The sequence below is a fragment of the Egicoccus sp. AB-alg6-2 genome (genome assembly GCF_041821025.1).
Classification (GTDB): domain Bacteria; phylum Actinomycetota; class Nitriliruptoria; order Nitriliruptorales; family Nitriliruptoraceae; genus Egicoccus.
The window spans coordinates 56884-78056 of sequence record NZ_JBGUAY010000009.1 but is presented as its reverse complement, the minus strand read 5'-3'; the positions used below and the strand labels follow the sequence as shown (position 1 = coordinate 78056).

The 21173-nt window shown below is 71.8% G+C and carries 27 protein-coding genes and 1 tRNA gene; 7 read left to right on the top strand and 21 right to left on the bottom strand.

Going from position 1 to position 21173, the window contains the following annotated elements:
• Nucleotides 1–40: 40 nt before the first annotated feature.
• Nucleotides 41–277: a hypothetical protein gene (locus ACERMF_RS16010; protein ID WP_373670148.1), complete on the bottom strand. Its 237-nt coding sequence runs from the start codon at nt 275–277 to the stop codon at nt 41–43.
• Nucleotides 278–433: 156 nt separating this feature from the next.
• Between ACERMF_RS16010 and ACERMF_RS16005 the strand changes: the two genes are divergently transcribed.
• Nucleotides 434–1237, top strand: coding sequence for a helix-turn-helix domain-containing protein (locus ACERMF_RS16005; RefSeq protein ID WP_373670147.1), 804 nt, complete (start codon nt 434–436; stop codon nt 1235–1237).
• 3 nt (nt 1238–1240) lie between these two features.
• On the opposite strand, the gene ACERMF_RS16000 is transcribed toward ACERMF_RS16005, so the two are convergent.
• From ACERMF_RS16000 to ACERMF_RS15975, 6 genes are read right to left on the bottom strand one after another with little or no spacing between them, the layout of a single operon-like run.
• Nucleotides 1241–1534 (bottom strand): DUF1330 domain-containing protein, encoded by a 294-nt coding sequence (locus ACERMF_RS16000; protein WP_373670146.1) that lies wholly within the window; start codon nt 1532–1534, stop codon nt 1241–1243.
• 33 nt (nt 1535–1567) lie between these two features.
• Nucleotides 1568–2227 (bottom strand): VOC family protein, encoded by a 660-nt coding sequence (locus ACERMF_RS15995; RefSeq protein WP_373670145.1) that lies wholly within the window; start codon nt 2225–2227, stop codon nt 1568–1570.
• Between the two features lie 42 nt (nt 2228–2269).
• Nucleotides 2270–2866, bottom strand: coding sequence for a TetR/AcrR family transcriptional regulator (locus tag ACERMF_RS15990; RefSeq protein ID WP_373670144.1), 597 nt, complete (start codon nt 2864–2866; stop codon nt 2270–2272).
• Nucleotides 2863–3996 carry an acyl-CoA dehydrogenase family protein gene (locus tag ACERMF_RS15985; protein WP_373670143.1) on the bottom strand — a complete coding sequence of 378 codons (1134 nt, stop codon included), beginning with the start codon at nt 3994–3996 and terminating at the stop codon, nt 2863–2865. Before ACERMF_RS15985 ends, ACERMF_RS15990 begins: the two co-directional genes overlap by 4 nt.
• Before the next feature lie 13 nt (nt 3997–4009).
• Nucleotides 4010–5200 (bottom strand): acyl-CoA dehydrogenase family protein, encoded by a 1191-nt coding sequence (locus ACERMF_RS15980; protein ID WP_373670142.1) that lies wholly within the window; start codon nt 5198–5200, stop codon nt 4010–4012.
• Between the two features lie 44 nt (nt 5201–5244).
• Nucleotides 5245–5916 (bottom strand): hypothetical protein, encoded by a 672-nt coding sequence (locus ACERMF_RS15975; RefSeq protein WP_373670141.1) that lies wholly within the window; start codon nt 5914–5916, stop codon nt 5245–5247.
• 194 nt (nt 5917–6110) lie between these two features.
• Between ACERMF_RS15975 and ACERMF_RS15970 the strand changes: the two genes are divergently transcribed.
• A complete protein-coding gene (locus tag ACERMF_RS15970; RefSeq protein ID WP_373670140.1) occupies nt 6111–6932 on the top strand; it encodes a class I SAM-dependent methyltransferase in 822 nt (273 codons plus the stop codon).
• A gap of 9 nt (nt 6933–6941) precedes the next feature.
• On the opposite strand, the gene ACERMF_RS15965 is transcribed toward ACERMF_RS15970, so the two are convergent.
• The 5 genes from ACERMF_RS15965 to ACERMF_RS15945 all read right to left on the bottom strand — a co-directional run bounded on the left by ACERMF_RS15965 (nt 6942) and on the right by ACERMF_RS15945 (nt 10140).
• A complete protein-coding gene (locus ACERMF_RS15965; RefSeq protein ID WP_373670139.1) occupies nt 6942–7553 on the bottom strand; it encodes an alpha-ketoglutarate-dependent dioxygenase AlkB in 612 nt (203 codons plus the stop codon).
• Nucleotides 7554–7603: 50 nt separating this feature from the next.
• Nucleotides 7604–8497 (bottom strand): sucrase ferredoxin, encoded by an 894-nt coding sequence (locus tag ACERMF_RS15960; RefSeq protein ID WP_373670138.1) that lies wholly within the window; start codon nt 8495–8497, stop codon nt 7604–7606.
• Nucleotides 8494–9657, bottom strand: a complete 1164-nt coding sequence (locus ACERMF_RS15955; protein WP_373670137.1) for a cupin domain-containing protein — start codon at nt 9655–9657, stop codon at nt 8494–8496. Before ACERMF_RS15955 ends, ACERMF_RS15960 begins: the two co-directional genes overlap by 4 nt.
• Complete coding sequence (locus ACERMF_RS15950; RefSeq protein ID WP_373670136.1) at nt 9657–9878, bottom strand: hypothetical protein; 222 nt, start codon at nt 9876–9878, stop codon at nt 9657–9659. The genes ACERMF_RS15955 and ACERMF_RS15950 overlap by 1 nt, the downstream gene beginning before the upstream one ends.
• 82 nt (nt 9879–9960) lie before the next feature.
• Nucleotides 9961–10140: a hypothetical protein gene (locus tag ACERMF_RS15945; protein WP_373670135.1), complete on the bottom strand. Its 180-nt coding sequence runs from the start codon at nt 10138–10140 to the stop codon at nt 9961–9963.
• A 364-nt stretch (nt 10141–10504) separates the two neighbouring features.
• Here ACERMF_RS15945 and ACERMF_RS15940 point away from each other — a divergent pair, with 364 nt between their 5' ends.
• Genes ACERMF_RS15940 through ACERMF_RS15925 form a run of 4 tightly spaced genes read left to right on the top strand, consistent with a single transcriptional unit; the run spans nt 10505 to nt 13134 of the window.
• Nucleotides 10505–11206 carry an enoyl-CoA hydratase/isomerase family protein gene (locus tag ACERMF_RS15940; RefSeq protein ID WP_373670134.1) on the top strand — a complete coding sequence of 234 codons (702 nt, stop codon included), beginning with the start codon at nt 10505–10507 and terminating at the stop codon, nt 11204–11206.
• 56 nt (nt 11207–11262) lie between these two features.
• On the top strand, nt 11263–11601 hold the full coding sequence (locus tag ACERMF_RS15935) for an ArsR/SmtB family transcription factor (RefSeq protein ID WP_373670133.1): 339 nt from the start codon (nt 11263–11265) through the stop codon (nt 11599–11601).
• A complete protein-coding gene (locus ACERMF_RS15930; RefSeq protein ID WP_373670132.1) occupies nt 11598–12107 on the top strand; it encodes an SRPBCC domain-containing protein in 510 nt (169 codons plus the stop codon). Before ACERMF_RS15935 ends, ACERMF_RS15930 begins: the two co-directional genes overlap by 4 nt.
• A gap of 37 nt (nt 12108–12144) precedes the next feature.
• Nucleotides 12145–13134, top strand: a complete 990-nt coding sequence (locus tag ACERMF_RS15925) for a magnesium and cobalt transport protein CorA (RefSeq protein ID WP_373670131.1) — start codon at nt 12145–12147, stop codon at nt 13132–13134.
• A 13-nt stretch (nt 13135–13147) separates the two neighbouring features.
• On the opposite strand, the gene ACERMF_RS15920 is transcribed toward ACERMF_RS15925, so the two are convergent.
• The 6 genes from ACERMF_RS15920 to dut form a co-directional block, all read right to left on the bottom strand.
• Nucleotides 13148–13777, bottom strand: a complete 630-nt coding sequence (locus ACERMF_RS15920) for a flavodoxin domain-containing protein (protein WP_373670130.1) — start codon at nt 13775–13777, stop codon at nt 13148–13150.
• 157 nt (nt 13778–13934) lie between these two features.
• Nucleotides 13935–14681: an ABC transporter gene (locus tag ACERMF_RS15915; RefSeq protein WP_373670129.1), complete on the bottom strand. Its 747-nt coding sequence runs from the start codon at nt 14679–14681 to the stop codon at nt 13935–13937.
• Nucleotides 14678–15562 (bottom strand): ABC transporter ATP-binding protein, encoded by an 885-nt coding sequence (locus ACERMF_RS15910; RefSeq protein WP_373670128.1) that lies wholly within the window; start codon nt 15560–15562, stop codon nt 14678–14680. Before ACERMF_RS15910 ends, ACERMF_RS15915 begins: the two co-directional genes overlap by 4 nt.
• A 26-nt stretch (nt 15563–15588) precedes the next feature.
• A complete protein-coding gene (locus ACERMF_RS15905; RefSeq protein WP_373670127.1) occupies nt 15589–15777 on the bottom strand; it encodes a PLDc N-terminal domain-containing protein in 189 nt (62 codons plus the stop codon).
• A 194-nt stretch (nt 15778–15971) separates the two neighbouring features.
• Nucleotides 15972–16048, bottom strand: a tRNA-Gly gene (locus tag ACERMF_RS15900).
• Between the two features lie 60 nt (nt 16049–16108).
• Nucleotides 16109–16564: a dUTP diphosphatase gene (gene dut / locus ACERMF_RS15895; RefSeq protein ID WP_373670126.1), complete on the bottom strand. Its 456-nt coding sequence runs from the start codon at nt 16562–16564 to the stop codon at nt 16109–16111.
• A gap of 170 nt (nt 16565–16734) precedes the next feature.
• Between dut and ACERMF_RS15890 the strand changes: the two genes are divergently transcribed.
• Nucleotides 16735–17688 carry a hypothetical protein gene (locus tag ACERMF_RS15890; RefSeq protein WP_373670125.1) on the top strand — a complete coding sequence of 318 codons (954 nt, stop codon included), beginning with the start codon at nt 16735–16737 and terminating at the stop codon, nt 17686–17688.
• A gap of 14 nt (nt 17689–17702) precedes the next feature.
• Here ACERMF_RS15890 and ACERMF_RS15885 read toward each other — a convergent pair whose 3' ends face one another.
• From ACERMF_RS15885 to ACERMF_RS15875, 3 genes are all read right to left on the bottom strand, one after another.
• Complete coding sequence (locus ACERMF_RS15885; protein ID WP_373670124.1) at nt 17703–19139, bottom strand: wax ester/triacylglycerol synthase family O-acyltransferase; 1437 nt, start codon at nt 19137–19139, stop codon at nt 17703–17705.
• A gap of 66 nt (nt 19140–19205) precedes the next feature.
• Nucleotides 19206–20339, bottom strand: coding sequence for a hypothetical protein (locus ACERMF_RS15880; protein ID WP_373670123.1), 1134 nt, complete (start codon nt 20337–20339; stop codon nt 19206–19208).
• Between the two features lie 19 nt (nt 20340–20358).
• Nucleotides 20359–21123: a 3-hydroxyacyl-CoA dehydrogenase gene (locus ACERMF_RS15875; RefSeq protein ID WP_373670122.1), complete on the bottom strand. Its 765-nt coding sequence runs from the start codon at nt 21121–21123 to the stop codon at nt 20359–20361.
• Nucleotides 21124–21173: the final 50 nt, after the last annotated feature.

Genomic DNA, 21173 nt, shown 5'->3' with positions numbered 1-21173 from the left:
GGGGCGCACCTGCGCCCCGCCCTGACGGCCCGGCCGCTGGTCACCGTCGTCCAGGCACGCGCCCCCCGCGCCCCGCACGGACGAAGGCCGCCGCCGCGATCACCAGCAACAGGTCGCCGACACCGGCGACGGCCCACCTCGCCCACGTCGGCAGGTGGAGCGGGTCCAGCCCGGCGACGACCAGCAGCGCCGCGCCGAGCACCAGGTCGACGACCGCGAGGGGCGGGATGTTCCGGAAGGCATTGGTGGTCGTGACGGATCGGGTCGTGGCTGACATGGCTGCCTCCTCGGGCACCGCCCCGGCGCACTCGGCCGGGGTCGCACCCTCACCTTCGATGGGCGAGGTCGCCGCGTCGATGACCTCGCCGGTAAGGGACGCACCCGTCGCGCCGACCTATGGTGCGCCTCGGCGGCGTCGACGATCGGAGTGGTCATGGGGGCACCGCAGCAGGCGGGTTCGGCATTCGGCGAGCGGCTCCGCGACTGGCGCGTCCGGCGCCGGTTCAGCCAGCTCGAACTGTCCTTGGCCGCCGAGGTATCGGCGCGTCACCTCAGCTTTCTGGAGACGGGGCGGTCGCGGCCGAGTCGCGACATGGTGCTCGCCCTCGCCGACGCGCTCGACGTCCCCCTGCGCGAGCGCAACGTGCTGCTCACCAGCGCCGGCTTCGCGGCCGGATTTCCGCAGCGGCCGCTCGAAGCGCCCGAATTGACCGCGGTACGGGTCGCGGTCGACACGGTCCTTCGTGGACACCTTCCGAATCCTGCGCTCGCCGTCGACGGGCGCTGGGACCTGATCGCGGCGAACGGCGCCGTACCGCTGCTTCTCGAGGGCGTCGACCAGGAACTGCTCGGCCCGCCGACCAACGTCTACCGGGTGTCCCTGCATCCCGACGGCCTCGCCGGCCGCATCGTCAACTTCGACGAGGTCGCCCACCACCTGCTGAGCCGGCTGCGTCGGGAGGTGCAGATCAGCGGCGACGACGGCCTCGCCGATCTGCTCGCCGAGGTGGAGCGGTATCCGAGCGTCCGAAGCCTCCCCCGCCACCTCGACGTCCCCGCCGACGTGGTGATCCCGCTGCGGCTGCGTCACCCGGAGGGCGAGTTGGCCTTCTTCACCACCATCACCACGTTCGGCACACCCGTCGATGTCACGGTGGCCGAGCTCGCGATCGAGACGTTCTTCCCCCTCGACGAGCGAACCGACACACGGCTCGGCGAGCTCATGCCGAGCGACTGAGCGTCACTCGACGGCTTCGACGATGCGCAGGTCGCGTTCAGCGCCGTCGCCGAGCGCCTCGAGCGCACGCTGGTAGGCGGGGCTCTCGTAGGTCGCCACCGCCTGGTCCGCGCTGGGGAACTCGATGATCACCGTGCGCTGGTCCACGCCGGCCTCGAAGACCCGTGCGGGCATGCCGCGGGACAGGAACCTGCCTCCGCCCTCGAGGATCGCGGGACCGGCCAGCTCGACGTAGGCAGCGACCCTGTCCGCATCGCGGACGGAACGCACCGCGTTGATCCAGTAGGCCTTGGGCATCGCGCATCTCCTCGTGGACGTGGAGCCGGGACGCTAGCCGTCTCCCCGGTCCTGCCATGTGCACACGCAGGCCTCGTTGCCCTCGGCATCGGCGAGGACCCAGAACGCCCGGGCATGGCGGTCCTCGACCATGGTGCCGCCGGCGGCGAGGGCGGCGGCGATGCGCGCGTCGGCCTGGTCGTGCGGGACGGTGACGTCGAGGTGGAACCGGTTGCGCTGCGTCCGCGGCTGATCCATCTGCTGAAACCACAACGCGGGACCGAGTCGCAGCGGGTCCACGAGCGCGCCCCGGTCGTCGACGTAGCCGAGGACCGCGGCCCAGAACGGCCGGATCCGATCGGCGTCCATGGTGTCGAGCGCGATCTCGAGCGCCTGCAGATCGGCGGGGCCGGGGCTGGCCCCGGCGTCGTCGGCGAGCGCGTTGACATGACGGGCCAGGGCGACGTCGCGGTCGGTCAGGGTCCCGGCGGCGTGGGACACGAGACTGACGCGGAGGCGGTCCGGGTAGCGCAGGTCGAGGTCCGGATGATGGTCGGCCGCATCGGCCGCCTCGGCGATCGATGCCGCCAGTGCCGCGGCGGCCGAGAACGAACCGGCCCGGAACTCGGCGTGGATCGCACCCAGCAGCACGCGCCAGTCCCTGAGGTCGTCGAGCGCGGCGACGTCTACGGCAGAAACCTCGGTGTGGTCCATGGCAGAAGCTCCCTCGGTCGTGGCGCCGGTCGCGCCTGCGCCTCAGTCTGCCGCGCGGGTGAGCACCGCGTCGGCCAGACCGCGCAGCCAGTCGCGGCGTTGTGGGAGCCGTCGCGCCTCGGGGTTGATCGCGACGGAGTCGATCAGGCCGTGAACCGCCATCACCGTGGTGCGGGCGTCGTCGGCGTGCAGATGCGGTGCCGTGCGGCGCAGCGCGTCGACCCAGGCGTCGAGGTAGCGGCGGTGGTTGCGGGCTGCCCGGCGCCGGTAGTCCTCGGGCAGGTGGCGCAGCTCGCGCACCAGCAGGACGAGCGCCGACGGCTGGCCGAGGGCGAGCTCGAGCTGGGCGTCGAGCAGCGTCTGCAGCGCGAGGTCCGGTTCCTGCTCGGCCGCGACGTCGATGGCCGGTCGCAGTTGGCCCCAGATCCGGTCGAGCACGGCCATCAACAGGGCGTCCTTCGACGGGAAGTGGCGGTACAGCCCGGGCCCCGAGATGCCCGCGGCAGCGCCGATGTCGTCGACGCTGGTGCCGTGGAAGCCGTGTTCGAAGAACAACTGCTCGGCCGCGTCGAGCACCGCCTCCCGCCGACGACGCCCCCGCGCCGTGGCGGGGACGACGTCGACGCCGGGTTCGCTCACAGGCCCAGCACGTCGCCCAGCAGACGGCGGTGCAGGTGCGGGTCGCCGAGCAGCAGCTTGGTGGCCTTCGCCCGCTTGAAGTACAGATGGGCATCGTGCTCCCACGTGAACCCGATGCCGCCGTGCAGCTGGATCGCGTCCGCCGTGATGGCCTCGTACACCTCGCTGCACAGGGACTTGGCCATGGGCGCGGCGATCGCGATCTCCTGCCGGTCACCGGCGGCCACGGCGCGGGCGGCATGGAGCGCGGCCGAGCGGGCCGCCTCGAGCTTCACGAGGCCCTCCGCGAGGAGGTGCTTGACCGCCTGGAAGGAGCCGATCGCCCGCCCGAACTGGATCCGTTCGCGCGCGTACGCCGTCGTCATCTCCAACACGTGCTGGGCGCCGCCGACCTGCTCGGAGGCAATCGCGACCACGCCGGCGGTCACCGCGTCGTGCACGGCGGTCGTCGGATCCCCACCGTCGAGCACGGCGTCGGCGGCGACCCGGACACCGTCGTAGCCGAGTGTGGCGAGCGGCCGGGTGAGGTCGAGCGCCGGCACGGCGTCACGGGTCAGTCCGTCCACGTCGCCCGCAACGGCGAACAGCTGCGGGCCCTCGTCGGTGGTCGCGGCGGTGAGCACGAGATCGGCGGTGCGCCCGTCGATCACGTAGCCGGCGGTGCCGTCGAGCACCCATCCGTCACCGTCCCGACGCGCGTGCACGCCCGGATCGGCGGTCAGCCGTCCGCGTTCGTCGAGGTGCGCGAGGGCCAGCCGGAGGGCACCGGTGGCGACCTCGGGCAGCCACTGCTGCTTCTGCTGGTCCGTGGCGGCCACCAACAGCGCGGTCGTCCCGAGCACCGCCGACGACAGCAGCGGCACCGGCAGCAGCCGCTTCCCCGCTTCCTCGACGACCAGGGCCAGCTCGACGAACGCCGACCCGGCACCGCCGTACTCCTCGGGAATCGGCAGCCCGAGCAGCCCGTACTCGCCCAGCTCCTTCCAGGCAGCCTCGTCCACGCCGGTGTCGCCCTGCATCACCTCGCGGACCCGCTCGGACGTTGCGCGGGCGGCCAGGAAGTCGCGGAGCATGCCGCGCAACTGCTGCTGCTCGTCGGTCTCGCCGAACGAGATGGTCATCGTCGTCATCGTCGGCCCCTTGTCAGCTGCGCGGCACGTCGCGCCAGGCGACGTTCTTGTCCACACGCGGTTCGCCCGGCAGGCCGAGCACGCGTTCTCCCAGGATGTTCTTCATGATCTCGCTGGTGCCGCCCTCGATGGAGTTCGCCCGGGCGCGCAGGAACGCCTTGTGCGGGTCCTCGGTGCGATTGGCGGTCAGGTCGGGGCGCGAGAACGCGTAGCCCTGGGGGTAGGTCATGCCTTCGGCCCCCATCAGGTCGATGGCGAACGAGGTGATCGACTTGTTCAGGTCGGCCCAGTGCAGCTTTGCGGTCGACCCCTCCGGTCCCGGTGTGCCCCGTTTGGCGGCCTCGCCCGCACGGATGGCGGTCAGTCGCATCGCTTCCGACTCGATCCAGTACGCCAGCAACTGATCGCGCGCGACCGCGTCGTCCCGGTCGGTCTGTTCCCAGGCAGCGACGGCGTGGGCGATGGCGCCACTCCCCCGCGGGGCGACCTGACCACCGATGGCGACGCGCTCGTTCATCAAGGTGGTCATCGCCACCGACCAGCCCTCGCCGACCTCGCCGAGCCGGAGGTCGTCGGGGATGTGCACGTCGGTGAAATAGACCTCGTTGAACTCGGCCTCACCCGTGATCTGGTGCAGCGGCCGGACGTCGACGCCCTCGGCCTCCATGTCCACCACGAAGTAGGTCAGGCCGGCGTGCTTGGGAACGTCGGGATCCGTGCGGGTGACGAGCAACCCCCACTTGGCGAGGTGGGCCAGGGTGTTCCACACCTTCTGCCCGTTGACGATCCAGGTGTCACCCTCACGCACGGCGGTCGTCGACAACGCCGCCAGGTCCGAGCCGGCACCGGGCTCGGAGAACAACTGACACCAGATCTCCTCGGTGGTGAACATCGGACGCAGGAAGCGACGCTGGTGTTCCTCGGTGCCGTGCGCCAGCAGGGTGCCGGCACCCATGCCGATGCCGAGCACGTTGTTGAAGCGGTTGCGGATCGAGCCCCCGGCCTCCTCGATGCGCCGGTTGACCTCCGCCTGCCACCGCGGGCTCACGCCGAGTCCACCGAGCCCCTCGGGAAACTGCACCCACGCCAACCCGTGGTCGTACTGGGCGCCCCAGAACTGCTGTTCCGGCATGTCGGCCGGCGGGTACGAGGCGAACAGGGCCTCGATCTGGGCCTCGACCCGTGCACGCTCGTCCGTGGCCACGCGAACGTCTCCCTCTCCAAGTGAACGATCACTAACAGAGAAGGCTAGCGCTCCCGGCGGCGGTCGGCTCGTCCGGCGCGACTGGCTCCGTAGGTCGGTCGACGGAGGCGGTTGATCCAGCCGGCGGGTCGCAGGTTCGGGCCGGTGTGCCACGGGTCGAAGGCCAGGGTGCCGTCGTCGCCGGGCCGGGCGTTCCCCTCGACGTCGACCGTGCCGAGCAGCGTCTCGCCGGCCCCGCCCACCCGGACCTCGAACCGCGGAGGCGCGGCCCCCTCGGAGACCTCGTGGTAGGAGACCGTCGGCGTGGCGGACGCAACGGCGACCAGCGGATGACGTCCCGCCCCCGCGATGTCATAGGGCAGGAGCGTGCTGAACACGCCGCCGGACAGCATCCGCGAGGGGCGCAGCAGTCGACGTCCGATCCGGCCACGGCCGGTGGAGGTGAACAGCAGGTCCTGGTCGCGGCCGTCACCGTGGACGTCGGGGACCTTCAGGGCGACGCCGAGGAGGTCGGGGGCACCGGCGGGCAGCCCGATGCCGTGCGAGAACCGGACCAGCGCGGGACGATCCCGCTCGAGCAGGGGCGCACCGACGAGGATCTCGCGGCCCGCGTCCGAGGGGCGCCAGACGGCGTCGAGCACGACGCCGTGGGGATGGAACGCCCGTGCTCCCCGCAGCCGCGCCCCGAGCCGGAACGCGGTCGTCAACAGCGGCACGGCACGTCCTGTCGTTCGGCGGGACCTCGGTGGTACCCCACGCAAGCGCCGTCCGATGGTCCCGGGACCTGCCCGTCGGCGGGTGGCGGTTCCGCCCGGCGACTGCGGCATGCCGTGTTCCCGGCGGCGATCGGCCCTGCCACGCTCGCCACGCGACTATCGTCGGCCGGCTCCCGACGGCCAGGACGAAACGCATGGATGAACACACCCAGGTGAACCTGGCCAACTGGGAGTCCCGCGTCCCGATCCACGCCACCAGCACGGCCTACGGGTTGCAGCGCTTCGTCGATCATCCGCGCCACCTGTCGGGCGTCGTGGCGTGGGACGCACCGCATCTCGGCGATCTGCGCGGCAAGCGGGTGGTGCACGTGCAGTGCCACATCGGGACGGACACCTTGTCGTTGGCGCGACTCGGAGCCGAGGTGACCGGGGTCGACTTCTCGCCCGCGGCGCTCGAGGTCGCCCGTGACCTGAGCGAGCGAGCGGGTCCGCACGTCCGCTACGTGCATGCGGCGGTCGACGAGATCCCCGCCGCCCTGCCCGAGACGTTCGACCTCGTCTACACCGGCGTGGGCGCCATCAACTGGCTTCCGTCCATCGCCCGGTGGGCCCGCATCGTGGCCGGCCTGCTGGCGCCGGGTGGGCGGCTCTATCTGCGCGAGGGCCATCCGATGCTCGGCACCATCGACGACGAGCGCGACGACGACCTGCTGGTCGTCACCTATCCGTACTTCGAGACCGAGGAACCGAGCGAGTGGGTCAGCGAGGTGACCTACACGGGCGACGACGCGAGGCTCGAGTCGCCCGTCGCCCGCGAGTGGGCGCACGGCCTGGCGGAAACGGTGCAGGCGGTGCTGGACGCGGGTCTGACCCTCACCCGGCTGGAGGAGCACACCGAGCTCGAGTGGCAGTTCCTCGACGGGATGGTTCCCACCGGGGACGGCCGTTGGGCGCTCTCCCATGGCCGTGAGCGCCTGCCGCTGATGTTCACCCTCGAGGCGGTCAAGCCCGGCTGAGTGCCCGGCTCACGGGTAGGCGTGCCGGTAGGTGAGACTGATCCGCGGTCCGGCGCTGGCGACCTTCGGAACGGTGTGCTGCCAGGTGCGCTGACAGCTGCCTCCCATGACCAGCAGATCGCCGTTGCCGAGCGAGAAACCGAGGCTCGCGCCGCCCTCACGCGGGCGCAGCCGGAAGGTTCGGGGCGCGCCGACCGACACGATCGCGATCAGGGCCTGCGGCAGGTCGCGGGCGATCCGATCGCCGTGCCAGGCCACCGAGTCGCGGCCCGTGCGGTACAGGTTCGCGCCGATCCGCTCGAAGTGGCGCCCATAGCGGTCGTCGAGGATGCGCCCGATCTCGCCGAGGACCTCGAGGCCGGCCGGCGGCGCTTCGACCGGGATGGAGGCAGTCAGCCGCGGCTGGAGGAGTTCCTGCCCGTGGAGCCGCTCGGTCCGCTGCCCCCAGGGGAGGCGCTCGAGGGCGGTGGCGAAGACCGCGTCGGCGCCATGCAGCCAACCCGGCAGGTGGTCGACCCAGGCGCCGTTCGAGAGCTCGTGCCGCTGCAGGCCGCGGAGCCCGGCATCCACGGTCGGCGTCTCGGCCCCGAGCAGCGAGCCCTGCCATGCAAGTTCGATCATGGCACGACGATACCGAACGTGTGTTCGACGTGCACGGGACAGAGGTCCCGTCAGTCCTCGGCGAGGTGGACCAACTCGTAGCTCGGTGCGGCCCCGGGTAGGCCGCCACAGGTCAGCGGTGCGGGGGGCGCGTCGCGCCGCGTCACCACCTCGACGACCAGACGGCGGCCACCGGGTCGCGCGAACCGCACCCGGTGGCGGTCACCGGCCCGTTGCACGTCGACCACCCGCAAAGCCCCGGTTCCCTGCAGTCCCATCCGCTGACGCGCGAGCGCCTCGGCCGCCTGCACCGGGAACGCGTGGCACGAGCGGCCGCGGAAGTGGTCGAGATCGATCCGGCCGCCCTCGTTGGCCGCCACGGCGACGCGGGCCGTGTCGGCGTCGAGGTGGCCATAGAAGAGGCCGTCGGGAAGGCAGACCAGGTTGCCGGCGAAGCGGTCGCCGCCGACGTGGGAGCACTCCCACACCCGGTCGCCGACGACGTCCAGCAGACTCTGCGCCACGGGCAGCCCGAACTTTGCGCAACACGGGTCGTGCTTGCCGTTGGTGCAGACGAGGTAGAGCGGATCCACGACCCGGATTCCGCCGATGCTGCGGCCGTCGCGCAACGGCGACACGTCGAGGTCGAGCACCTCGCGGACGTGTCCCAGTTCGATCGCCTCGAGCCAGCTGCCCTGCGGCGCGCTGACGCCCGCGTACAGCAGACGCTCGGCCCCGAGCGGCCGGTCGCCGCCGGGCCGACGCAGCAGCAGCACGCGGACGGGCACCTCGCGGGACCAGGCCTCGAGTTGCTCGGCGACCGCTGCAGGCAGGTCGGACGCACGCAGCGCGTCGCGTCCCCAGGAACCGGGTTGCTCGAGCAGCAGCCAGCGCCGGGCCCGCGAGGCGGTGCCGAGCGGCCCTTCGCCCCGGGTGCGCGATTCCTGCGCGCACCAGTCGGTCACGCCGGGTCGCCGTCCCCGGCACCGTGCAGGGTCAACAGCCCCTCCCGGACCAGTCGGCGGCACAGCACCAGTCGGCTGGCCTCGTCGAGATGATCGTCGAGATCGGCCGGACGGAACCGGCCGACCCCGAGCATCCAGCGCAGCGCCGGTTCGACGGCTGCGGGCATGCGCACGCGCCGGTCGGCCAGCACGAGCACGGCCACGTCCCGGTCCAACTCGAGGTTGACGCTGAGGTGCGGTCGAACCCGGAGCGCGGTGGCGTCGTCGAGTTGGTCGACCGCGAGGAGGTCCTGCAGTCCACCACTGCGGTCGGGGACGCGGTTGGACCAGAAGGCCGCCGCCGCATCCCGAAGCGCGGTGTCCGGGTCCCCATTGCGCAGCGCGTCGGCCACGGTCTCGAGCTGTCGTGCGAGCAGGTCACGGTGGTCGCCTGGGGTGTCCGCCCAGCCCGCCGGCACCGTCCGGTCGAGCTCGGCTGAGGACAGGGCCGCGTCGAAGGCGCGCCGGACGAGCTGCGACCAACGCATCGTCCGGACCCCGATGGTGAGGTGCAGCGAGGCGGACTCGACGGTCTGCGCGGCATGCCGCGTGCCTGCCGGCAGGTAGAGCACGTCCCCGGGCTTGAGTTCGAGGTCCCACGCCGCCGTGCCGTCTGGCGGATGCACGACCCACCGCTTGACCCCGTGGGTCTGGACGGCGAACACGTCGTGGGGATCCTCGTGCAGGTGCAGGCCCTGCGCGACCGGCGGCGTCAGGTAGGCGTTGGCCTGCACGGGATGGGTCAGCTCGACCTCCAGTTCACGACAGAGCTGTGCGACCGGACGCCACGAGCGATGCAGTCCCTGCAGCACCACGGTCGCTCCGTCGGCGAACGCGGCGTGGACCGCCGCGACGTCGGCGAGATCGTCCACCGGCCGCGAGCCGATCCGCGCCTTGCGCGTCACGCGGCTGGCGGGCAGCGTCGCGCCCTGCTTCACGACCCGGAAGCCGGGGGCGCGCAAGCCGGAGGCGGCCACGATCTCGTCGACGTGGACCAGGGACAGGACGTCGTCGAAGGCGTCGGGTGCGGCCGCCGGGACGTGCAGCGGCACCTCGCCGAACACCCGGTCCAGGAAGTGCCGCACGTCCCCGACCAACCGGGTCAGGGACGAGCCGGTCATCAGGCGTCGGTGCCGTCGGCGTCGGCGCCGTCGGTCGCATCGCCGTCGTTGCCGTCGGCGTCGTTGCCGTCCGCGTCGTCGGCGTCGGTGCCGTCCGCGTCGCCGGCGTCCCCGTCGCTGACATCGGTGGCATCGCCGTCCCGGGTGGTGGCAGTGGTGGCGACGTCGGTGGTGGTGCCGACCGTCTCGATGTCGGCTTCCGTCAGTCCTTGCACGCGCATGGATCGCTCCCTCGGTTCGGGCGTCGTCGCCCGAGCCTAGAGCGCAGACCGCCTCCGTGGTGGGGGCCGTCCGGGCAGGCGGCTAGGCGCCGGCCTCGCCCTCCGCCCCGTCGGGGCCGTCGCCCGCTGGTGGTCCGCACCCGGTGTGGGCGTCGGGCCGCCACGTCAGCATGGCGTCCGTCAGCCGTCCGTTGCGGGCCTTGAGGAACTGCCGTCTCGCCCGGTGTCCCTTGGCCGCGCCGAGCTGGCGCAGCTCGGCCACGTTGCGGGCGACCTGGCGTTCTGCCTCGACGGCGCAGCCGCGGGAGCAAACCGTGCCCTCGGCTGCCTTGTCACCGCACACGACACAGCCGGTCAGGCCGAGCGCCTGGAGATCGGCTTCGGATGGAGATCGAGGTGACGGAAGAAGCATTCGGGGCCCCCGTGGGTCGTCGCGCTCGTGCGGCGGTCAGGCCCCGCTGCTTGACACCCGACCAGAAGACCGTACCGGCGAACTGGACAGATGACAACACCCATGCTACGCGCCGCTCACTGGCGCGATCGCGGCGCCTCGCGGGCCGTTCGGACGTAGGCTCGCCGGAACGAAGGAGCCGGCGTGCGCAGGCGAGATCAGCCGGTCCGGGCCGATGGCTGAGGGGCTGCGGATCCGGCACGAGGCGGGCGTGGCGACCGCCACGTTGGCGCGCGGCTCCGGCAACCTGCTCACCGAGGACATCTGCCGCGCGTTGCGCCAGCTGCTCCTCCAGCCACCGCACGACCTGCACGTCCTGCACCTCCGCGCCGAGGGCCCGGCCTTCTGCCTCGGCCGCGAACGCACCGCGGAGGATCCGGCGGCACTTCGAGGCGAGGTCGGGGCACTCGTCGGTCTCAACCGCGCCTTCGGTGTGTCGCGGCTCGTCAGTGTCGCCGAGATCCAGGGTGACGCCGCCGGCATCGGCGTGGGTCTACCGGCGCTCTGCGACGTGGCCATTGCTGCGGAATCGGCGCTCTTCTGGTTCCCCGAGGTGGAGATCGACCTCGCGCCGACGGTCGTGCTGTCCTGGCTCCCCGCCATCGTCGGCCCGAAGCGAGCCTTCCACCTGACGGCCACCGGCGAGCGGTTCGGCGCCGCGGTCGCGGCCGACCTCGGACTTCTGACCCGGGCGGTGCCCGATGCGTCGTTGGCGGCAACCGTCCGCGAGGAGATCTCGCGCCTGCGGCAGTTCTCGCCTCGCGTCCATGCGCAGATCAAGGGGTTTCTCGCCGACACGGCCGGACTCGACCAGGGGCAGGCCTATGCGCTTGCGACCGAGCGCCTCATCCTCGGCTCCATGGCACGACGCCGCTGACCGGCCGGAGCACATATTCCTTGACGGGAATATATGGGCGGCATAGCGTGCAACGCATGGATGCGAACACCTTCGCCGCCCTCGGTGAACCAAGTCGACTGCAGATGGTCGGGCTGCTGCGCGAGCGCCCCCGGTCCGTCGGCGACCTCGCGGAGGCGCTGTCCATCCGACAGCCGCAGGTCTCGAAGCACCTCCGGGTGCTCCGCGAGGCAGGCATCGTCGAGGCCGAGCCGGTCGCCCGCCGACGGATCTACCACCTGCGGGCCGAGCCCTTCGAGCAGATCAGCGTCTGGGTCCACACGTTCGAGCAGCAGTGGGAGGCACGTCTGAACGCGCTGGACACGTTCCTGCACGCGACAGGCGAACCGAACCGGGACAGGAGAGCACGACCATGATCACCCAGTTGTTCAGGCGGAAGAAGGAACTCACCTTCGAGCGGTCCTACCCGGCGCCCATCACCGCCGTGTGGGACGCATGGACGCGGCCCGAACTGCTGCGCCAGTGGTGGGGCCCCGAGGACACCACGGTGACCGACGCGGAGGTCGAGTTGCACGTCGGCGGCCGGCTCTACCTGGTGATGGAGGCCGGCGAGGGCATGGGCAAGTACCAGGGCACGCGCTGGCCCATGGCGGGCACCTTCACGCACATCGAGCAGCACCGCCATCTCGCCTACGAGGCGCGGTCATGGACCGAGGGCGAGGAGGAGACCACCACGATCGAACACGTCAACGACGTGCGCTTCGCCGAGGACGGCAACGAGACGACCGTCAACCTGCGCATCACGATCGTCGAGATCGGCTCCGGCGCGAAGATGGCCGCGTTCGGCATGAGGTGGGGCTACAAGGCGCAGCTGGACAAGCTCGGTGCGCACCTCGCGGCGACGGGTCCCGACGTCGCATGACGGCGACCATTCCGGCACGCACGGACGTGGCTGCCCCATGGGCATGAGGGTGGCGAGCTTCCGCGACGGTGCCTGGACCGTCGATGACGGCACACCGGTTGCCGAGCAACTCGTCGACGCCGTCAGCTGCCGGGGTCTCCTGTGGATCCAGCTCACCGAGCCCAGCCGCGCGGACCTCGATGAGATCGCCGATCTGACCGCGCTTCCCGATACGGCCGTCGCGGTCATCGGACGCGACCAGGCACGGCCACGACTCGAGCGTCACGGCAGCGCCCTCGTCGTGGTGTTCAAGAGCGCCGTCTACGTCGACCGCGAGGAGGTGATCAACGTCGGCCAGCTCGGCGTGGTCGTCGACGAACACGTCGTCGTCAGCAGCGCGACCGGTTCACAGCCCGAGCCCGGTTTCCGCGCGGTCGACCTCGATCCCCGCGCCCTCACCCTCGGACCGGCCGGAATCGTGGCCGCCGTCGCGAGCCGCGTCGTGCGCAGCTACACGCCGGTCCTGGCCGGGCTCGACCAGGACGTCCAGGAGATCGAGGCGCAGGTCTTCTCTGGCGACCGCGGAAGCCATGCGGAGCGGATCTACCGTCTCAAGAGCGAGGTTCAGCAGTTCCGTCGCGCGGTCGCCGCTCTGCCCGACGAGATCGAGCAGCTGCTCGACGACGAGGCCGTCGCCGCCCCTCGCGATGACGAGCCGGGGCGCGCCGAGGTGCTCGTTCGGCTGCGCGGCATCCAGGTCGAGGCGACCCGGGTCTGGGAGCAGGTCGCCAGCCTCGATGACCTGCTCAACAGTGCCTTCTCCGCGCATCTGGCTCAGATCGGTGTCCGCCAGAACGAGGACATGCGACGCATTGCGGCCTGGGTGGCCATCGCAGCGGTACCGACGGCAATCGCCGCGATCTATGGCATGAACTTCGAGTACATGCCCGAACTCGAGTGGCGTTACGCCTACTTCGTCGTGCTCGGTTTCATGGCGAGCGCATGCGCCGTGCTGTATCGACTGTTCAAGCGCAGCGGGTGGCTGTGACGATCACCGCGGCTTACGACGGTCCCGTTCGTGCCGAGGAGCCCACCCGCGCCCGGCTCGAGGGCCGGCTGCGCGCGGCTGGTGTCGTGTGCCGGCCCGTGACCTTCGCGGCGAGCTCCCGCCCCCACGCGCTGGCGCGGTCGACCTCGCCGGCAAGGAGCGGTCCGGACAGGTCTTCCACGAGAAACGTTTCGGGCGGTAGCTGCAGGCGCAGGCCGAGGCTGCGCAGCCGCCGTGCTGCCTTGTGCGCCGCCGAGCCCGGCAGGTCGGGTCTGGCGACCTTGGTGTCGAACGCCGCCGCCAGCGGTAGCGGGGCCTGGATCGATACGTCGGCCAGCCACTCACGGATGCCCTGACGGTCCCGCATTCCCGCAGGTGCACCGTGTTCTACCGCGGACGTACGCGTCGATGCCCGACTCATTCCGAACGCGTGCGTCGGACCGCCGACCACCACCAGGTCCCAGCCGGCCGCCAACTGCGTCGGTGCCTCGTGGGCCTCGGACAGGACGACCTCGAGGGTGTCGCGCAAACCGGCCACGATGGCCGTCGCGATCTTCGCCGTGTTGCCGAACATGGACTCGTACACCACCAGGGCTCGCATGGTCGATACCTCCTCGCGACGACCGTTCTGGACGCTCTCCATGCCGCGTCCACGAACCAGCTTGCGCCCTCCAGCGTCGCCCGTCCCGGGCCGGAAGCCCCTACGACCATCCCCATCGCGAGCCGTCACCTGACACGAGACTCGGCTCCTTCGGCGGCCCGACCGCTCCGGGACGCAGCGCGCGACGGGTCGTGGCCGCTCACACCTCCCGGCGCTCCAACCTCCGGACCGTCAGCAGGAGCAGCACCGGGGTCACGACCACCGTCGTTGCGAGGGCCCGGAGGTGATCGCCCGCGTCGCTGCCGGCGGCGAGCCCCGGCAACACGCCGATCAACCGGCTCGGGAGCCACGGTGCCAGCGCTTCGACCACGCTGAGGACCAGGAGCCCGAGCAGCACGACCACCGTGACGGCGACCGCAGTCAAGACGCTGCGCGTGAGGCTCGTGGCGAGCGCGGTGACCGCCACGGCGAAGGCGAGGTAGGCGCCGGTGAGCAGCGTGCCGACCACCATGCCGGCGGCGTCCGGGGCGCCGATCAGCACGACCGTCTCGTACCACGTGGCAAGGACGCCGAGCGCGAAAGCGGCCACGATGGCGAGCGTGGACACGACGTACCGCGGCAGGATCAACTGCCAGATGCTCCCCGAGCGGGTGCGCAGGAAGGTGGCCAGCTCGGGCCTGGCGTCGAACGCGAGGGCGCCGGCGGCGACGACGATCGCGACCAGCACACCGATCTGTGAAGCGTTGGAGGTGAACTGCCCCACCGCCAGCTCGGGGGTGGGGTCCGGGGCCTGGATGACGAGGCCCTGGCCGGCGGCGCCCACCAGCTGGTCCATGTAAGCCGTGATCACCGGGGCGGTGAAACCGAAGAAGGCGAAGACCATCACGAGCGCAAGCAGACGGCGGGTCCGCACCAGGCGGTACCACTCGAGGCGCCAGGCGGTCACCGCTCTCCCTCCGTGACCGCGGTGCCCGTCAGCTCGAGGAACACCTGCTCGAGGTCGCCCCGTTCGGGAGTGAGGCTCACGACTCGCGCACCCAGCCGCGCCAGGGCGCGGACAAGCTCACGCTCGGCGTGCTCGGCGGTGACGGTGACGACCCGGAGCACGTACGGGCCGTCCACGTCGACGTGGGATATCCAGGGCTCGTCACGCAGCGACGCCGTCAGTGCCGCCGCACGGTCGCGGACATGCACGCGCACGGCCGGCGAGGCGCGCCCGACGAGCAGTTCGGTCAGGGGTCCCTGGAACAGCAGGACGCCGTCGCGAAGGATCCCCACCGTGTCGCTGACCTGTTGGACGTCGGCGAGGATGTGGCTGGAGAACAGCACGGTCGACTGCTCGCCGATCGCGGACACGAGGTCGAGCACGTCGCGCCGGCCGGCCGGATCAAGCGCGCTGGCCGGTTCGTCCAGGATCAGCAGTTCGGGGTCACCGACGACGGCGGCAGCCAGCCCCAGACGCTGCAGCATCCCTCGCGAGAACCCCCCGCAACGTCGGTCCGCGGCGTCCGCCAGGCCGGTACGTCCGAGGGCGTCGTCCACGCGCGATGCCGGCATCGACCCGTCCAGCAGGTGGCGGGAGAGGTCAACGACCTCGCGTGCCGACAGCCAGGGATCGAACTGCGGCGTGTCCGCAACGGCGGCGATGCGCGTGCGCGCCACCTCGAGGTGGATGGTCCCCGACGTCGGCTGCCGCAGACCGAGCAGCAACGACAGCAACGTGGTCTTTCCGGCACCGTTGGGGCCCACGAGGCCGTAGACGCCGCCCGCCGGGACGGCCAGATCGACGTCGCGGAGGGCGGTGTGGTCGCGGTATCGCTTCGTCAATCCCTGCGTGAGGACGGCAGGCGGAGTCAAGACGGCCGGCCCCAGACCAGATAGGCGATACCGCCCAGCGGCACAGAGACCACGATCAGGACGGCCCATCCCCAGATCGGCAGTCCACGAACGTCGTCGGAGCGCAGCAGGTCGACCAGGCAGTACACGATGAATGCCAGCGCCAGAACAACCAGCGGAGCCAGGGCAGCAAAGGGGACGTCCACGTCACCTCGAGTCGGAAGAGGAAGCGCTGCGCCGAAGGAGCGACGGCGCGGAAGGACCAACCGACTTCAGACGTTAGACCGCCGCCCACGGCCCGTCCCCCGAAGCTGGGCCGCTCTTCCCAGGCCGGACGCCTCTACCCGTGCCGGTGATGCCGTGCTCATGAACGACGAACCCCCGCCGAAGCGGGGTTTCGTGGAGCGGATGACGAGATTCGAACTCGCGACCTCCACCTTGGCAAGGTGGCGCTCTAGCCAACTGAGCTACATCCGCGTGCGGTCGGGAAGGTAACCGCTCCCACCGAACCGAGCAAAACGATGTCGTGCTGGCGCCTCAGCCCCGGGTACCGCGCCCGGTCGACCCGAAGCCGCCATCACCGCGGGCCGTGTCGTCCAGCTCGTCGACCTCGTGCACCTCCGCACGACCGACACGCTGAAGCAGCAGTTGGGCGATGCGCTCCCCCGGTTCCAGCACCACGGTGTCCTCCCCCAGGTTGACCAGCAGCACGAGCACCTCGCCCCGGTAGCCGGCGTCGATGGTCCCCGGGGCGTTCGCGACCGTGATGCCGTGCCGGCGGGCGAGCCCGGACCTCGGATGGACGAGCCCCACCCACCCGTCGGGCACCGCGATCGCCAGTCCGGTGGCCACCGCGGCGCGGCCACCGGGCGCAAGCGTCACCGCCTCGACACTGGCCAGGTCGAGGCCCGCGTCACCGGGATGCGCGTACGTGGGCACCTGCGCGTCCGGATGCAGGCGCCTGACCTGCAGTTCGAGTGTTTCTCCACCCATGGGCGGCCCTTTCCCTGCGCTGCGCGCCGCGGCATGACCCCGTCCGTCCGGCACCGTCCATGTGGACGGGGACCGAGTGGGGCGTGCCGCGCCGGACCGTACCCTCGAGGGCCGTCGCGCCCCCGCCGTGTGGGCGCCTTTGCTTGCTTCCCCCGCTCGAGGAATCACCCATGCCTGCCCACGTTCCCGGCAAAGCCACCGCCACCCTGCTCGGTCTCGCCCTGGTGGCCGGCGCCGCCGGTGCCACGATCAGCGCCCGCAGCGCCACCGCCGAGGCCGAGCGGGTCGAGCGCGCCGAGCTCGCGGCCGCCTCGACGGACCTGGCTCGCGAGTTGGCACAGCTGCGTGCCGTCGTCGCGGCGCCGACGCACGACGCGCAACAGACCACGGCCGCGCTGCAGGTGCTGACGGCGGAGGCCATCACCGGATCCGACCGCGACCCGGCCGCGGTCGCCGCCGACATCGAACGCCAGGCGGCACTGTTGCGTGATCAGGCCGATCGGATCGAGGAGGCGGCCGCGGTCCCGATGCCAGACCGCCCCGACGCCCTGCCGGTCGCCGACGTCGACCCGCTGTTCGCACGCATCGACCCGCTCGAGGACCAGTTGCTCGACCTGGCGGAGGACCTCCGCGCCTCGGCGGACGCCGTCACCGAGCTCGGCGCGGTCGCCGCCGGGTTGCACGGTGCCGCCGCCGACTACGCGGCGACCGTGGACGCCATGCCCGAGGGTGACGACCCGGACGTGCACGCGACCGCGTGGCGCAACGAGCGCTCGCGTCTCGCGGACTACCGGGCCGCGGTCGAGCAGGCAGCGTCGTTCCCGGGGATCGAGGACCTGGCCGCCGCCCACGCCGAACTGCTCGACGCGCTCGACGCGTTCGCCGACGAGTCGCTGGCCGCGCTCGAGGCCGGCGACGTCGACGGCTACAACGCCCGGGTCGCCGCGGGCGTCGGCGACGACGTGCTGGCGACCTGGCGCAGCGGTCTCGAGGCCGGTGCCGAGACCGCGCTCGAGTCCCCGGCGATCCTGCAACTCGACCGGTCGCGCGCCCTCGCCCTCGGCGTGGTCAAGGAACTCGACAACGTCCGTCGCTCGTCCAACAGTGCGCTGGCGGTCGGCTGACCCGCCAGCGCGGATCATCCGGCCTCGACGGCCTCGGCGCAGCGCAGCAGGTCGGCGTAGGCGTCGCGCAGGTGCCCGGTCACCTGCTCGATGTGTGGCAGCGCGTCGTAGTCGGCCGTGAAGCCGAAGTTGAGCCACCCGTCGATCGAGGTCAGGCCGACCGCGAACGACTGCGTCGCAGCCAGTGGGGCGAACGGGAACGCGCCGAGCAGCCGCGCCCCCAGGCAGTAGATCGGCACCTGCGGCCCAGGCACGTTGGTCACGAGGAAGTTGAACAACCGGCTGTTGACGGCGGCCCGCGCCGCCATCGCGTGCAGGGTCGGCGGTGCGAACTCGGTGAGGCCGATCAGGAATCCCGCGCCGACCGCGTGGTGACTCGACTTGACCTCGCGCATGGCCTCGTGGCAGATCCGCAACCGCTCGATCGGGTCGAGCTCGAAGACGGGCAGGTCGACGAAGACCGCCACGACGCGGTTGCCCAGCGCGTGCGCCTCGGAGCCCGCGCGTGTGCTGACCGGCACCATCGCCCGCAGCCAGAGCCCGTCCGTCGTCGCCCCGTGGTCGCGCAGGAATCGGCCGATCGCATCGGAGACCGCGGCCAGCACGGTGTCGTTGACCGTCGTGCCGAAGGCGTTCTTGATCCGCTTGGCGTCCTGCAGCGGGATGCGCTGGATCGCGAAGCGACGGTGCGGTCCCGGGGGCTGGTTGAGCAGCGACCGTGGCGCGGTGTGGACGAGGCTGGTGCGCGCCATCGACGCGGCCGCGCGTCCGATCTCGAGGGCTCGACGGGCCGACTTCGTCGGCGCGGCGACCAGTTGCCGCCCCGACGCCACGAGGTGGGCGGGGCTGGTCAACGCGTCGCGGACGGCGGCACCGAGCAGTCGGGCCCGCCCGGGCGCGGGCGCCGGCACCCACGGCTCGGGCTCGGGCGGCGTCCCGGTGTCTGACGTGACATCGAGCATGACCGTCGCGATGTCGATCCCGGCGAGACCGTCGATCATGGCGTGGTGGTTCTTGCCCAGCAGGGCGAAACGGCCCTCCTCGAGCCCTTCGATGACGTAGAGCTCCCACAGGGGACGGTCACGGTCCAGCGGGCGGGAGAGGATCCGGGCGCAGTACTCGGTCAACTGCGCGATGGTGCCGGGGCGCGGGAGCGCCGCATGGCGCACGTGGTAGGACAGGTCGAAATGGTCGTCGTCCACCCACACCGGGTTGCCCAGTGCGAGAGGCGGGAAGGCGAGCTTCTGGCGGTAGCGCGGGACCAGGTGGAGCCGCGAGCGGACCAGTTCCAGGAAGCCGGTGTGGTCGAGGTCCCGTGGCTCGCCCTGTTCCTTGCCCGGCGGGTCGAAGATGAACAGTCCACCCACGTGCATGTGGCGCGTGGGCGCCTCCATGTTCAGGAATGCCGCGTCCAGCGACGTGAGCCGGTCCGCGTGTCCGATCGTCTCCACACCGCTCCCGCCGCCGTGGTCCTCATCTGCCCGGTCGGTGACGCGTCCGGACAGCCGTTGCGGAGCCTACTTCGCCCCGGGGGCCGCCTTCGCGGGCCGGACCGACAGCGGGCGACGTACCCCGATACCGCGCAGACGGACCGGACGCAGCCGCCGTGTGGTGAGGCCGCCGGGCACGACCTCGGCGAGGTCGTCGTCCACCAGCAGGCTCCAGGGCCGGGCGAGATCGGTCAGTCGCGCCGCCCGGTTCACCGGCGGGCCGTAGACGTCGCCTTCGCGGACCAGGGCGCCCCCGGCGGCCATGCCACCGCGCAACGGCACGTCCTCGAGCTCGGGTACCGGACTGGTCAGCTCCACCATGGCACCGATCAGCAGCGCCGGGTCGGCCGCCACCAGCATGACCGCGTCGCCGAGGTACTTGACCACGCTCACCTGGCGATCCGGCGCGGTGACCGCGACCACCCGCTCCTCGAACGCATCGAGCACGTCGTCGAGTCCGGCCGGGTCCACCCGTGACGACAGGGAGGTCCAGCCGACCACGTCGACGAACCCGACCGCGACCTGCACCTCGGCGGCCTGCGTGCGCGTCAGCACGGCGGCGAGCTCGGTCCCCAGCTGGTGCTCGAGATGCAGGCCGTAGGTGATGGTCAGCACGTCACGGCTGAGCTCGTCGAGGAGCCGCGCGGTCTGCGCCAGCCCGGAGGCGATGGCGAGGTCGTCGGCGCCGGCCTGGCGCATCGGCAACAGCACCTCGTCGCGCACGACGCCGAGATCGCTGCGTGCCACCATGCTCAGCGCGGTGCCGCGGGCACGCGCCGACCGGACCACCGCCTCGACCGGCAGCACCTCGAGCAACGCCTCGAGGTGGGTCGCCCAGCGAAGGTCGGTGTCGCTGAACCGCTCTGGCAGTTCCAGGCCGCTGGCGACCCGGACCCGCTGGAGCACGGCGGCGGGCACGCCCGAACGGGCGGCGAGTTCCTCCAGGTCATACCTCGGCACGTCACCGAGGAGGCGTTGAGCCAGCACCAGCGGGACCCGGCCCTCGGCGACGGCGGACCGGGCCTGCGCCGGCGTCAGGCCCAATTCCACCAGCGCCTGCTCGGTGGCACGGTCCTCGTCGGTGAGCGGCCGTGCGCGGCCCAGCACGTCGCGCAGGAACGGCGGCAGTTCGCCGGTCCGTTCGTCGGGGCGCTCGGTCACCGCTCGGCCGTTCTCCCGTTCAGCGAGGCGCCATGCGCAGCGCCCCGTCCAGACGGATCACCTCGCCGTTGAGGTAGGGGTTGGCGACGATCTGGGTCACCAGCAGCCCGTATTCGTCGGGCTGGCCCAGTCGGTGCGGGTGCGGAATGTCCTCGGCCAGCGCCGTTCGCGCCTCCTCGGGCAGACCGGCGAGCATCGGGGTGTCGAACGTGCCCGGGGCGATGGTGCAGACCCGGACCTGACGGCGGGCGAGGTCGCGGGCGACGGGCAGCGTCAGCCCGACCACGCCGCCCTTCGACGCGCTGTAGGCGGCCTGGCCGACCTGCCCGTCGTACGCGGCGATGGACGCGGTGTTGACGATCACCCCACGATCACCGTCGACCGGTTCGTTGGCCGCCATCGCCTCGGCCGCCAGCCGCAGCACGTTGAACGTGCCGACCAGGTTGACCTCGACGACCTTGCGGAACAGGTCGAGGTCGTGCGGCCCCTGCTTGCCGAGGACGCGCGACGCCCAGCCGACGCCGGCGCAGTTGACGGCGACGCGCAGGTCACCCAGCTCGCCGGCCTGGGCGATGGCCTCGGCCACGGCGTCCGGATCGGTGACGTCGGTCGGGACGAAGCGCGCCGCCTCGCCGATGTGTTCCGCAGCGGCGGCGCCGTCCGCGCTCGGCAGGTCGAGCAGCAGGACCCGGGCACCCTGCCCGGCGAGTGCACGTGCGGTCGCGTGTCCGAGCCCGGAGGCGCCACCGGTGACGACGGCGACGGAACGGTCATCGAGCTGCAACGGATGCTCCTGGGAGTCGGCGGACGTTCGGGAGCGCGAGGCTAGCCAGC